8 protein-coding genes, 1 tRNA gene, 1 other RNA gene and 1 pseudogene are annotated in these 12,823 nt (G+C 75.6%); 3 read left to right on the top strand and 8 right to left on the bottom strand.

Annotation, left to right across the window (positions count from 1 at the left end; all coding sequences use genetic code 11):
• Positions 1-18: 18 nt before the first annotated feature.
• The 5 genes from ACF053_RS11440 to ffs all read right to left on the bottom strand — a co-directional run bounded on the left by ACF053_RS11440 (position 19) and on the right by ffs (position 7,974).
• Complete coding sequence (locus ACF053_RS11440; protein WP_391953646.1) at positions 19-1,518, bottom strand: N,N-dimethylformamidase beta subunit family domain-containing protein; 1,500 nt, start codon at positions 1,516-1,518, stop codon at positions 19-21.
• Positions 1,519-1,931: 413 nt separating this feature from the next.
• Entirely contained in the window at positions 1,932-3,857 is a 1,926-nt protein-coding gene (locus ACF053_RS11435; RefSeq protein ID WP_391953645.1) for a hypothetical protein, read from the bottom strand.
• A gap of 243 nt (positions 3,858-4,100) precedes the next feature.
• Complete coding sequence (purD, locus tag ACF053_RS11430; protein ID WP_391953644.1) at positions 4,101-5,351, bottom strand: phosphoribosylamine--glycine ligase; 1,251 nt, start codon at positions 5,349-5,351, stop codon at positions 4,101-4,103.
• 61 nt (positions 5,352-5,412) lie between these two features.
• Positions 5,413-7,803 (bottom strand): DNA polymerase III subunit gamma and tau, encoded by a 2,391-nt coding sequence (locus tag ACF053_RS11425; RefSeq protein WP_391953643.1) that lies wholly within the window; start codon positions 7,801-7,803, stop codon positions 5,413-5,415.
• A 72-nt stretch (positions 7,804-7,875) separates the two neighbouring features.
• Positions 7,876-7,974: signal recognition particle sRNA small type (gene ffs, locus ACF053_RS11420), an RNA gene on the bottom strand.
• A gap of 72 nt (positions 7,975-8,046) precedes the next feature.
• Here ffs and ACF053_RS11415 point away from each other — a divergent pair.
• Positions 8,047-8,134, top strand: a tRNA-Ser gene (locus tag ACF053_RS11415).
• Positions 8,135-8,196: 62 nt separating this feature from the next.
• On the opposite strand, the pseudogene ACF053_RS30240 reads toward ACF053_RS11415, so the two are convergent.
• Positions 8,197-8,678: pseudogene (locus ACF053_RS30240) on the bottom strand (site-specific integrase); the annotation flags it as partial.
• 420 nt (positions 8,679-9,098) lie between these two features.
• Here ACF053_RS30240 and ACF053_RS11410 point away from each other — a divergent pair.
• Both ACF053_RS11410 and ACF053_RS11405 read left to right on the top strand, forming a co-directional pair.
• Positions 9,099-9,608: a hypothetical protein gene (locus tag ACF053_RS11410; protein ID WP_391953642.1), complete on the top strand. Its 510-nt coding sequence runs from the start codon at positions 9,099-9,101 to the stop codon at positions 9,606-9,608.
• Positions 9,609-9,795: 187 nt separating this feature from the next.
• Positions 9,796-10,011, top strand: coding sequence for a hypothetical protein (locus tag ACF053_RS11405; RefSeq protein ID WP_391953641.1), 216 nt, complete (start codon positions 9,796-9,798; stop codon positions 10,009-10,011).
• Between the two features lie 62 nt (positions 10,012-10,073).
• Here the strand turns inward: ACF053_RS11405 and ACF053_RS11400 are convergent, their stop codons facing one another.
• Together ACF053_RS11400 and ACF053_RS11395 are read right to left on the bottom strand one after the other, a co-directional pair.
• Positions 10,074-10,565: a hypothetical protein gene (locus tag ACF053_RS11400; RefSeq protein ID WP_391953640.1), complete on the bottom strand. Its 492-nt coding sequence runs from the start codon at positions 10,563-10,565 to the stop codon at positions 10,074-10,076.
• 502 nt (positions 10,566-11,067) lie between these two features.
• Positions 11,068-12,525: a hypothetical protein gene (locus ACF053_RS11395; protein ID WP_391953639.1), complete on the bottom strand. Its 1,458-nt coding sequence runs from the start codon at positions 12,523-12,525 to the stop codon at positions 11,068-11,070.
• Positions 12,526-12,823 lie beyond the last annotated feature (298 nt).

Here is a 12,823-nt window from a genome sequence, read left to right as displayed (position 1 = left end):
CAGGGGTGCAGGGACGTTCTAGTCCCGTTTGCAGATGCGGTCCAGCAGGTTCGCCGTGGCGCGCTGGACCCGGAGGTCGACATGACCCGGCCGGTCCAGAGCCGGCGACCAGGCGAACGTTCCCGACGCGAAGACGAGGGCGCCGGACGGGGCGCGGTAGAGGGACGTCTCCTGGTGGCGGACGGCGCCGTCCCCGTCCCGGTACGGGGAGTGGGCGAGCAGGATGCGCCGCTGGTGGGCGGGGAGGGCGGTGCGCGGGAAGTAGCGGTCCGCCTCGCCCGCGACGAGGCCCGGCAGCTCGTCGCCGTCGCCGGCGCCGGTGGAGTCCCAGAGCCAGTGCCCGGCGTTCCGCACGACCAGCGGGGCCGGCTCCGGGACACGGCCCGCGTACTGGATGCCGAGCAGCTGCTGCTCCGGGCGGTCCGCCTCCCGCCACAGCGCCGACCTGCCCGGGCCCCGGCGTTTCCGGCAGGTGAGCAGGCGGTCCGGCACACCGGGCGGGGACGCGGAGAGCTCGACCTGCCAGTACAGGGAGTTGGCCGACAGGAAGACCAGGGAGGTGCCGGCGTCCCGGGCGGCCTCCACGGCCCGGCGCAGCGGCACCGACCAGTACTCGTCGTGGCCGGGGAAGACCAGGCCCCGGTAGCGGGTCGGGTCGACGCGGCCGGCGTGCAGGTCGGTGGCGTTGGCGTAGGCCAGGTCGTAGCCGTACCGCTCGGCCCAGCGGATGACGTCGTAGGCGTGGCCGACGTGCAGCGGCAGGCCCTGCCCGGCGTACGGGCGGTCGAAGGAGACCGTGACCGCGGCGTCCGCCTCGCCGAGCAGGCGCCCGTCGGCGCCCCACGCGTGGTAGAGGCTCGCGCCCGTACGGCCGTCCTCCGGATAGAGGTTGTACGCCTGCCACGTGAGGTCCGGGAGGACCAGGAGCAGGTCCGCCGGGTGGGCGTCGCGGACCGTGAACGGGATGTGGGAGCGGTAGCCGTCCACCGTGGTGAGCACGGCGACGTACGCGCCGGTCGACCAGTACGCCGGGACCTGCAACCGCCACGAGAGCCACCAGTGGTGGCAGGAGACCGTGCGGTCCGCCGTGAGCGGCGGCGGCTGGACGATGCCGGAGAGGCGCGGACTGGTGGTGATCTTGGTGGCGCCGTCGCCGCCGTAGTGCCCGATGCGGTACACGTCCACCGAGAACTGCTGGGGCGGGTTGACCGTGACGTGGAAGTCGACCGCCTCGCCCGGGGCGACCGCGCCCGTGGAGGCGAAGCCCTTGATCTGGAGGTGGACGTCGTCCGCGGCGCGCGGGCCGCCGCCCCGGGACGCGGCCGGGCGCGGGCTCGGGGGGTACGGGCGCGGGTGCGGGGGCGAGGGCTGATCGGCGTACCAGGTGGTGACGCGGCCGTCCTCGTCGACGAACTGCTCGGTCCCGCGCAGCCAGGGCAGCCGCCCCTGACCGAACGGATCGGCGGCCGCGTGGGCGAGCGCCCCCGACTCCCACCTCCGTACGTGCTCCGCCCCCATGCCGCGCCCCTCCCTCAGCTCCCCCGGTTCCGGTGGTCCGACGCGTTCAGCGCCGGTCCCCAGCACATCACATAACGCACGCACTCCGTCACCGGTCGTCGCGAATTGACGTGAACGGAACTGCGCCTTCCGGGAGGGGTACCACCGGGGCACCCGGCGCACCCGTCCGCACCGGGTGGGTCGGCGGCGCGTGATTCGGCGGCGGGTGGGGGCTGCGGCGGCTCGGCAGCGGGTGCGGCGATGGGCGGGAGCTGCCGCGGGCGGCGGCACGCCGGTGAGTGGGGCGGGTGGGACCGAGGGCGGGCGTGGAGTCGGGCGGGCGGCTGGGCGTGCGGGTGGCCGGGCCGGGGGGTGGCGTGGCGGTGGAGGGCTACTGCCGGACCGGGCCCGTCAGGCGACCGCCGGGGCGGTCGTCAGACGAGTCGTACGGGCTTCTCCGGGCGCGCGCCCACGGCGGCGAGCCAGCTCCGCAGCGGTTCGGGGTCGGCGTCCTCGATCAGCGCGAGGACCCCGTCGGCCACGTCGGCGCGCTGCCTGCCGCCGTCCTCACCGAGCAGCAGGACCGGCCCGTCCAGCCAGTCCAGCCCGGGTGCGGCGCCCGCGGTGTCGACGGCGGCACAGCAGACCATCGCCGTGACGTGATCGGCCAGCAACTCCCGGCCCGTGCGGGGCGGCTGGAGCGGCAGGAGCGGCAGGTCGTCACCGCCCCAGATGTACGGCGCGGGCCCTGCGGCGCCCGCGGCGTGCGCGGGGGTGGACGCGCTCCCCCGGTGCGCGGCCGCCTCGATCTGACCGGATGCGGCCGTCTCCTGCCCGTCACGGAGCGGCACGGGGGTGATTGCGGCGGTGGCCGGGGTGGCGTCCGTGGCCGGGGTGGCGTCCGTGGCCGGGGTGGCCGGCGCCTGGCCGCTCGACGGCGCGTCGCCGGGCGCCCGGCCGGTCGGCGGCAGGTCGCCCGTCTTCGGGCCGGTCGGCGTCCGGTCGCTTGGTGACGGGTCGGGCGGGGGCCGGCGGGTGGACTCCTCGCGGGAGAGTTCCGCGCTGATCGCCGCCGCCAGGGTGTCGCCGTCGTCCGCCGTCGACAGGTGCCGCAGGACGCGGGCGAGCGTGGGGCCCTCGGGGTCGGGAGCCCCGTCCGGGCCGCCCGGGTGGGCGCCCAGGCGGTCGAGGGCGCGGTGGAGGCGGGCGGCCTCGGTGCGCCACTTCCGGTCGACGACCTCCTCCGGGTACCGCTGCCAGTCGACCGGCGCCCAGTCGGGACCCGGTACGGCCGGGCCGCCGTGGAAGAGGCGGGCGGCCAGCAGGGACGTCGCCTCGTCCACCAGTCCGGGCTCCTCCAGGAGGTCGCACGCGGGCCGCTCGCCCAGCCGCGCCGTGTAGCCCTCGGCCAGCCGGTCGCGACGGGAGAGCTCCGTGAGCGCCGAGACGACGCCCGCGTCCAGCCGGGACGGCCAGCGGCCCATGCGCCAGGCGGGGAGCGCGACCCGGGTCAGCAGCCGGTCCCACCCCGCGTACGCGAGGCCGACCTGCTCCTGGGCGACGATCCGCAGTCCGTAGTCCACGGCCTGCGCGCGCTCCGACGCCGCCGCCGCCACGCCCCGCTCCATCTCGGTGGCGGGTCCGCGCACGGCCCGCAGCAGCAGTCGCGCGACCGCGCCCGCGCCCCGGGCGCCCAGCCGTGGCAGCGCGCCGAGCGCCGGCCGGTCGGGCAGGGCCACGGCCGCGTCCAGCCCGCGGACGAACCGGCGGGCCGCGGCTATGTCGGGGTCGGCGGACGAGCCCGTGCCGGCCACGACCGGCGCCAGCACCGCCCGCAGCTCGCCGACCCGCATCCACCACAGGAACGGTGACCCTATGACCAGGACGGGAGCGGCGTCCGACGGCCCGTGCGGACGGCCGGACACACGGTGCGCCCGGTGCGTGCGGTCCTCCAGCCAGCTGTCGCAGTCCGGTGTCAGCGCTATCGCCGACGGCGCGGGCACCGACAGCCGCGAGGCCAGGTCGCGCACCATCCGGTACAGGTCCGGGGCGGACGCCTCCGTGATCTCGACGGTCGGCGTGAGCGCCGGGCGGGCCCGCGCGATGACCGCGCCGACGCCGGCCGCGCCCAGCAGCACGACCGCGGCCAGACCGGACACCACCCACCGCGCCGCGTCCCAGCCGCCGCCCGCCAACTGACCCGTGAACCCACCGGTGAGCAGGACGACGGCGACGGCGGCCGGCAGCAGGGCGACGGCCAGGGCACGACCGCGCACCCGCAGCACGGCGACGGCCAGGGCGTGCGCGGCGCGCGCGCCGCGCTCCTCGCCCAGCGCGCCACCGGCACGCGGGACGCCCACGCCGTCCCTGTCGGATCCGGACCCGAACACGGCCTTACGTCACCCCCTCCACGCCTGCGACGGTTCTGCTCACTCCCCCACTGTGACACCCGCCCCTGACATCGCAATGCCGGTGGGCCAAGTGCCGGAACGCCTGCGCGGCACCCTAGTTGGGGCGTCGGCAGGCGTCATCCGGATGGGTGAGCCGTCACTCGATGGAATGGCTTTGGCTAAGGCTGAGGACGGTTCGGGGTTCGAACGGGTTTACTGCCCGGCGGCCGTACGGGCGATGTCGGTCCGGTGCTGGGAGCCCTCCAGGCGGATCCGCCCGACCGCCGCGTACGCCCGCTCCCTGGCCTGTGCCAGGTCCGCGCCGGTGGCGGTGACGGACAGGACGCGACCGCCGGCGCTGACGACCGCGTCGCCCTCGCGCCGCGTACCGGCGTGCAGGACGTACGCGTGCGGCGCGTCCAGCTCGGCGACCTCGTCGAGGCCGCCGATCGGGTCGCCGGTGCGCGGGGTGGCCGGGTAGTCGTGCGCGGCGACGACGACGGTGACGGCGGCCTCGTCGCGCCAGGTGAGCGGCGGCTCGGAGTCGAGCGTGCCGTTCGCCGCGTGGAGCAGGACCCCGGCCAGCGGCGTCCTGAGGCGGGCCAGGACGACCTGCGTCTCGGGGTCTCCGAAGCGGGCGTTGAACTCGATGACCCGCACGCCGCGCGAGGTGATCGCGAGGCCCGCGTACAGCAGGCCGGAGAACGGCGTGCCGCGACGGCGCAGTTCGTCGACGGTCGGCTGCAGGACGCTTGCCATGACCTCGTCGACCAGCTTGGGGTCGGCCCACGGCAGCGGGGAGTAGGCGCCCATGCCACCGGTGTTGGGGCCCTCGTCGCCGTCGAGGGCGCGCTTGAAGTCCTGGGCGGGGGTGAGGGGGAGGACGGTGGTGCCGTCGGTGACCGCGAAGAGGGACACCTCGGGGCCGTCGAGGTACTCCTCGATGACCACGCGCTCGCAGGAGCGGGCGTGGGCGCGGGCCTCCTCCACGTCGCCCGTGACGACGACGCCCTTGCCGGCGGCGAGACCGTCGTCCTTGACGACGTACGGGGCGCCGAAGGCGTCCAGCGCCTCGTCGATCTCCTCGGGGGTCGTGCAGACGTAGCTGCGGGCCGTGGGCACGCCGGCGGACGCCATCACGTCCTTCGCGAACGCCTTGGAGCCCTCCAGCCGGGCGGCTTCCGCTGAGGGGCCGAAGCAGGGGACACCGGCCGCGCGCACGGCGTCGGCGACCCCGGCGACGAGCGGGGCCTCCGGGCCGACGACGACCAGGTCGGCCCCCAGGTCGGTGGCGAGGCGCGCCACGGCCGCGCCGTCGAGGGCGTCGACGCGGTGCAGCTCGGCGACCTCCGCGATTCCGGCGTTGCCGGGCGCGCAGTGCAGAGCGGTGACGTCGGGATCGAGCGAGAGGGAGCGGCACAGGGCGTGTTCGCGGGCGCCGCCGCCGATGACGAGGACCTTCACGCCAGCCAGGGTAGCCCGGCGCGCGGCGGACCCTTTGTGCGGGCCGCCGAGCCGGGGTCCCCTACTCGTTCGTGTATTCCTCCACCACCGTCGCGCCGAGCTCCCGGACGATCAGGTCGTGACCGGAGAGCGCGGAGTCGACCAGGTCCGGATCGTCCTCCTCCGGAACGTCGTCCTCGGGGGCGACCGGCTGGGGTCCGGTGGACCGCGGCTGCTCGTATCCGCCGGGGCCGGTGGACGGGCCGGACCGCCCCTGCGGGGCCTGCCCGGTCGGGGGCTGCGGGGCGGGGCGGGGCGCGGCGGGCGGCGGGGACTGCGGGCCGGACGGCGGCGGCCCGGCCGGGGCGGCGGGGCGGCCGCCGCCGTAACCGCCCTGGTGGGCCGAGGGGGCCGGACCGGAGCCGCCGGACGGGTCGACGATCGCCTCGATCTTCCAGTTGACGTGGAACTGCTCGGCGAGCGCCTGCCGCAGCACCTCCTCGCTGCCGCTGCCCGCGAAGTTGTCCCGGGCGCCCGCGTTGAGGAAACCGAGCTGGAGGGTCGTGCCGTCGAACCCGGCGACCTGGGCGTTCTGACTGAGCAGGATCCAGGTGAAGCGGCGGCGGTTCTTGACGGCCTCCAGGATGCCGGGCCACATGGCGCGGGCCTGGGCGGCGCCGTGCGTCATCTCGGCGGAGGCCCCGGCGGGCGGGGCGCCGTGCGCCGGCGGCTGCGGGGCGGCGTGGGCCGCCTGCGGCTGCGGGGGCTGGGGGGCGTGCTGCGGCTGCTGGGACGGGGCGGCGGGGCGGCCCTGGCCGGGCGCGGTGGCGGACGGCCACGCGCCGGGCTGCCGGCCGCCGGGGGCGGGGGCGCCTGTACCGGCGCCGGCGGGTGCGGGGGCGCCGGACGCGGCGGCGCTGGGCCAGGCGCCAGGGGCGCGGGAACCCGCGGCCTCCGCCGCGGGGGCGGGGACGGGCGCCGCCGGCGCCTCCGGGGGCGCGGGCGAGGCCGGGGCGACGGGTGCGGGTGCGGGTGCGGGTGCGGGTGCGGCCGGGGCGATCGGCGTGGCCGGCGTGGGAGGTACGGCCTGGTCGGCGGGGACAGGGACAGGACCGGCACCCTCGCCGCCACCGAACCCCCCGGCCGGGCCACCGCCGACGCCGGGCCCGCCGCCGCGGACGGCCGCCCGCGCGGCCGCGGGACCGCCGCCGGGCGGCACGGCCGCCGGAGCGCCGTGCCCCACCGCGTCGGGCTGGTGGGCACCGGGCCCAGGTACGTACCCCGTCGAGGGCCCCGGGCCGGCGGCCTGGACGTGCATGCCGCGCTCCAGCCGCTCCAGCCGGGCCTGTACCGAACGCTCGTCGTCGAAGGCGGCGGGCAGCAGGACACGGGCGCAGATGAGCTCCAGCTGCAGCCGCGGCGAGGTGGCGCCACGCATCTCGGTGAGGCCGGTGTTCACGAGGTCCGCGGCGCGGCTCAGCTCGGCCGCGCCGAACGTCGACGCCTGCGCCGTCATCCGCTCGACCACGTCCACCGGGCCCTCGATGAGGCCCTTGTCCACGGCGTCGGGCACCGCGGCGAGGATCACCAGGTCCCGCAGCCGCTCCAGCAGGTCGGCGACGAACCGGCGCGGGTCGTTCCCGCCCTCCACGACCTGGTCGACCACCTCGAAGGCCGCCGCGCCGTCACCGGTCGCGAACGCCTCCACCACGGCGTCCAGCAGGGACCCGTCCGTGTAGCCGAGGAGCGACGTGGCCATGGCGTACGTCACGCCCTGCTCGCCGGCGCCGGCGAGGAGCTGGTCCATCACGGACATCGAGTCACGCACGGACCCCCCTCCGGCCCGCACGACCAGCGGCAGCACGCCCTCCTCGACGGGGATGTCCTCCCGGCCGCAGACCTCGCCCAGGTACTCCCGCAGCGTGCCGGGCGGCACCAGCCGGAAGGGGTAGTGGTGCGTACGCGACCGGATCGTCCCGATGACCTTCTCGGGCTCCGTCGTCGCGAAGATGAACTTGAGGTGCTCCGGCGGCTCCTCCACGACCTTCAGCAGGGCGTTGAACCCCGCCGAGGTGACCATGTGGGCCTCGTCGATGATGTAGATCTTGTACCGGCTGCCCGCGGGCCCGAAGAACGCCTTCTCCCGCAGGTCACGGGCGTCGTCCACACCACCGTGCGACGCGGCGTCGATCTCGATGACGTCGATCGAACCCGGCCCGTTCCGCGCGAGGTCCCGGCACGACTGGCACTCCCCGCACGGGGTGGGCGTGGGGCCCTGCTCGCAGTTCAGGCAGCGGGCGAGGATGCGCGCGCTGGTCGTCTTGCCACAGCCCCGCGGCCCGCTGAACAGGTACGCGTGGTTGACCCGGTTGTTCCGCAGCGCCTGCTGCAGGGGGTCGGTGACATGCTCCTGCCCGATGACCTCGGCGAAGGTCTCGGGTCGATAGCGGCGGTACAGCGCGAGGGACGACACCCTTACGACGATATCGGGCCCCACCGACAAGCGGCCCCGCCCCGAGACCAGCGCCACACGCGCCCGGCCGCCAACGCAAGCGCCCCCCACGCACCCGCCAGAGCCGACCTACCCTTGCTGCCTTCCGGCCCTGGGGGAGTTCAGTCAGATAGCGCCACGTGAGGGGCTGCGCCCAGCGTACCCGATCCTCCGGCCTGGGAACGAGTTCGCGAGCACCCCTCCGAGTCATGTAATGTTCCCGGCGGAGGATTCGCCTAGAGGCCTAGGGCGCACGCTTGGAAAGCGTGTTGGGGGCAACCCCTCACGAGTTCGAATCTCGTATCCTCCGCCAGTGCCTCACCGGGCACGATGTCGAAGGGCCCCACCGTTCGCGGTGGGGCCCTTCGACGTGTCTCAGACCTCGCTGTCCTGGTTCTCGTCCACAGGGGACGCGTCCGGCGATCCCCGGGCGACATCGGCGATCTTCCGGGCCACCTCCTTGAGCATGGCGTCCGGCACGTGGAGGTACCGCCCGCGCCCACATGCGCGCGGACGTGCCCGGCTCCGCGCCCACGGGCCGGTCGACGACGCGGTCCGGAACGCCGAGCAGCACGAGCACGGTGACGGCGGCGTGCCGGGCGTCGTGGATCCGGCCGTCCCGCGCCGGCGCGTCTTCGAGCAGCCGCTTCCCGTCGCGGCGCCGCGTGTCCGGGCTCAGCGGCCCCCGAGCGGCGTGGTGCACACGCAGTCCGACTCACCCCCGCGGGATGCCGGCGGACTCGCGCTCGCGGGCTTGCGGACTTGCGGGCTTGCGCCTCGGCATGTTGCGGGAGCACAGCGACCAGCGGGCCCGGCAGCGGCACCGCACGGCGGCCCGCCCGGGACTGCGCCTCTTCGAAGGAACAGGGCTCGACCTCCGGTCCGCAGTGGCACCCCCGTTCCGCCGCACTCGCCTACCTGCCGCCGTCGGCGAGCCCCTGCCAGCGCCCTGACATGCCGTCCGGTCGGGGGTCCGCCCCTTTCCCCGAGAGATTTCGGTCCTGTGGCGGATGCGCGCCATTAATCGTCGACAAGACAACCGTCAAACAAGAAACCATTCAGTGATGGACGACCGCCCGCACTCATGTCGCCACCACCCTCTGGCTTGCACCCACAGCACACCATGAGACGATGAATTCCTCTCAGCATTCCTATCGACCCGCGCAGCACAACGTCAACGTCCGGCGCCGTCGATGCAATGAGGCCGCACGGACGGACACCCTCCGGCTTCCGGCCGGAATTCCCACCCGGTCATCATCGTAGGCGGGTGCATTGCCATGGAAAACCTGTTGGCCTCCATCGATGGAGTGGTCGGCAGCGGGAACCCCGTCATCTCAACCGACGGCCACACCGTGATATCCATAGTGAAGGCCACCATTCACAGCGGCTTGTCGGCTACGTTCTACCTGCCGAAGAGTCAGTACGACGCGATCATCGAATGGTACTGGACCCCTGAACAGAAGCAGCGATACGGCCTGGAGGAGGTATCAGACCAGGAGAAAGAGCGGATCGAGTCCGAGCTGGGTGTATCGGATGCAGGGATCCTGTACTCCAACCGCATCCCCTGCCCGGAGTGTGGACACGTCTACGGCGCATTCGAGTTCATGCAGCAAGGCATCCGCCACCATGGGCGGGAAACCGCTGAGGTCGCATTGAAGATGCAGAACGCGTGCGTGCTCAGAGTAAATCCGCATCAAGTCCCCGCCTGTCCGGAATGCGGCTTCCTCATGAGGTCCTCGGGCCACTACTACATATGCAGGCAGTACGGATGCTGCAGGCAGGTGTAGGGCACCGGCGTCGGTGAGCGCCCCGGGGGGGTGACATCGCCTGGGACCGCACGCTGCGGTACCGCGACGAGAGCTCCGGGGGGCTGCTCGTCTCGCCCCGGTCCGGCCGGCCGGACCGTTCCTACGGCACCGATGTCGGCGGTTTCCGTCCTGGTGGAAGGCATCCCCACCTGTCAGGATCGGCCCCGTGACCGAGTCTTCGAGAGCCACGGTGGCGGATCGGGTCCTCGACTGGGCGGGATTCGTCCCGTCCGGTCTCCTCCTGGCCACCGGGATCAGGGACTACCGCGCCGGCGGGTCCGTGGGGTGGTTGGTCGGCGGGGTGCTCCTGGTGCTGATCAGTACGTGGGTGGTGTGCCGGAGGCCGCCGCGGCGGGCCCGCCGCGGCTCCCCGACCCGGTAGGTGCCGCGTTTCCGGGACGCCGGGCGGTCGGACAGCTGCGGAGGCGTACCCCGTCGGGCCGGTCAGGTGACCGCGGGGGCGGGGTGGCGGGTGGCGCCCGGGGGCCAGACCACGTCCACCGGGATGCCGCGGGCGCGGGCGTAGGCGACCAGGTGGGCCGTCGCGTCGCGCCCGTCGGAGGGGGAGCCGTCCCAGACCGCCAGGACGTGGCGGCTGGTGGCGATCATGCGCTCGTCCGCGCCGACGCACGCGTCGCGGCCCTCCGGGTCGTACGGCATGAGCCGCATCTGCTCGGCCAGGCGGAGGAGTTCGCCTGCGGCGTGGCGGTCGCGGCGGGGGAGCACGGCCGGTACCGAGCCCTGGGCCGGGAGCAGGACGACCAGGCCGCGGCCCGCCCCGCGGACCGCGCGGCCGAACGCCACGGGCAGGCCGGCGGCGGCGCGCACGAGGCCGGTGCCGTCGTCCGTGAGGTGTTCCAGGCGGGTGCGCAGCTCCTCCTCGACCAGGGCCAGGGTCTCCGGGGTCAGGTCGGTGTGGCCGACCGCCGCGATCACCTCGCGGCTCGCTTTCCTGCCATGGACGCCTCCCCCTCGTACGTGCGGACCGCACGGCGGACACGGTGGGCGCCCGCTTCCGTGCCGGTGCGCGGCGAGCCCCCGGTAGAGGAGAAGTGAACACACCGTGTCCCGGTGGGGGAAGGGGACCTGCCGGGGTCCTGGGCGAGGGGGGCCGGGGGCGGGGACGGCCGGTCGCGCCAACTGGGTTGGCGGAGCAGGGTGTTGGGCGCGGCGTCGAGTGCTGGGGAGGTGGTGGGGAGGTGGTGGGGAGGTGGTGGGGGTGGTTGCGGGGGCGCGCGGGGGTGGCGCGTCGGGGTGCGGAGCCGCCGGGCCGAAGGCGGGCGGGGGGCCGGGGCGGAGGGTGCGCGGGCCGCCGGGGTGAAGGAGTACGGGGGCCGCCGGGGTGAAGGGTGCGGGCGTGCGAAGGCCCCGGCCGCGGACTCGGGGGTCTACGCGGCCGGGGCCGGCCCGGGGGTGACGCGCGGGGTGCGCGGGTGTGTCAGGCGCCCGTCGTGGAGCGGCGGCGGGTGGCGAACACCGCGCCCGCGCCGACCACGATCGCGGCGCCCGCGGCGAGCGCGTAGCCGCCCAGGGCGTCGGAGGAACCGGTCTTCGCGAGGGTCCCGGTCGCCGTCCCGGTGGTGGTGGTCGTGGTCGTGCCGAGCGGGGTGGTGCCCGTGCCGCCCTGCGGGCTCGGGGAGCTGCTGGGCGTCGGGGTCGGGGTCGGCTTCGGGGTCGGCTTCGGGGTGGGGGCCGGGGCCAGGCCGAGCTCCAGCGGGTGGCTCGTCCACCGCGCGTTGGCACCGCAGTCCTCACCGCGCTCGTACCAGGCGGACACCTCGATCCGGCCCTTCCACGCCTTCGCGTCGACGGCCGGGCTCAGGCGCAGGGTGTACGTGCCGGCGGCGCGGGGCGCCAGCGGACCGACGTTGACGGCGAGCCCGGAGGTGTCCGCCTTCTTCCAGCCCGGCGCGGTCTTCGAGGTCCACTCCAGCCCGAACGGCGGGACGACGCCCCTGTCGGCCGAACCGATCACGATCTGGCCGTAGGCGCGGTCCATCGTCCGCTCGGACGTGTTGGTGACGCGGACCGTCAGCTCGACCGGCTTGCCCACCACGATCTTCTGGGGCAGTCCGACCAGCTCGGCGACGGCGGTCTCGTCCCGGGCGCAGACGCCGTGGCCGCCGCCCTTCGCGTCGGCGAGGGCCTTCTCCGCGGCGGCCAGCTCCTCGCGGGCCTTCTTGGTGGCGGCCTGGGCCGTCACGAGGTCCCGGCCGGCGGCGACGCGGGCGTCGGCGAGGGCGTCGTCCGCCTCCGTCACCTTCCGGTCCGCGGCGGCCTTCGCCGTCGCGGCGGCCTCGGCGGTCTTCTCGGCCTGCTGGACGGCCTTCCGCGCGTCCTCCTTCTGCTGCGGGGTGGCCTTCTCGTCGGAGGTGACGGCGGCGAGCGCCTCGCGGGCGGCCTTCAGTGCCTCCTCGGCCTTGGCGGCCGTCTCGGCGGCCGTGGCGGCGGCCGTGCGGGCGTCGGCGGCGGCGCGGGCGAGCGGCGCCGTGTCGGCGTACGCCTCCTCGTGGGCCTCGGCGGCCGCGGCCTGTGCGGCGACGGCGGCGTCGAGGGCCTTGCGCGCCTCGGCGACGGCCCGCTCCAGCCGCTTCAGGTCCGCGGCGGACGGCCCGTCCGCGCGAGGGGCGGCCGACGCGGCCGGCGGGGACACCAGCGGTGCCGTCGGGCCGGGGGCCGGGCTGCGGAGCGCCGCCAGGGGCGCCGCAGCCACCGTGGCGGCAGGTGCCGCCGGGGTGCCGGGCGCCGCCGGAGCCGCCGGGTTGCCGGGCGCGGCCGGGGTGGCGGACGCCGCCGGGGTCGTCGTCCCGGCGGACGCCGGCGACGCGGCGAGCAGGACGACGGGGGCGGCCACGGTGGCGGCGACGGTGGTCGCGAAAGTACGGCTGGTCTTCACGAGTGCTCTTTCCCCGGGAGCGGAGGTCACGCACGCGGCAGGTCACGCCGGTGGTCGGGTCGATCGTAGGGAGCCCGCCCGCCCCGGAGAAGGGCAGGGGCCGGGGGGCCGACCGGACCGCCGCGGAAGCTGACGCTCCACCAACTCCCAAACCGGGGCGAGCCGTGCAGTTGCCCCCGGGGCCCGGACTTTCCTTGTGGGGATTGTCATCGACCGGTCCCCGGGGCGGTGCGCCGACGGGGAGGCGCGGCGGCCGGACAGGCGGGCCGGGCCGCCGGCGGGGCGGCCGGCCGGGCGG

It is taken from the genome of Streptomyces kanasensis, from assembly GCF_043077165.1.
Taxonomy (GTDB): domain Bacteria; phylum Actinomycetota; class Actinomycetes; order Streptomycetales; family Streptomycetaceae; genus Streptomyces; species Streptomyces changanensis.
This window is presented reverse-complemented; position numbering and strand designations above follow the sequence as displayed.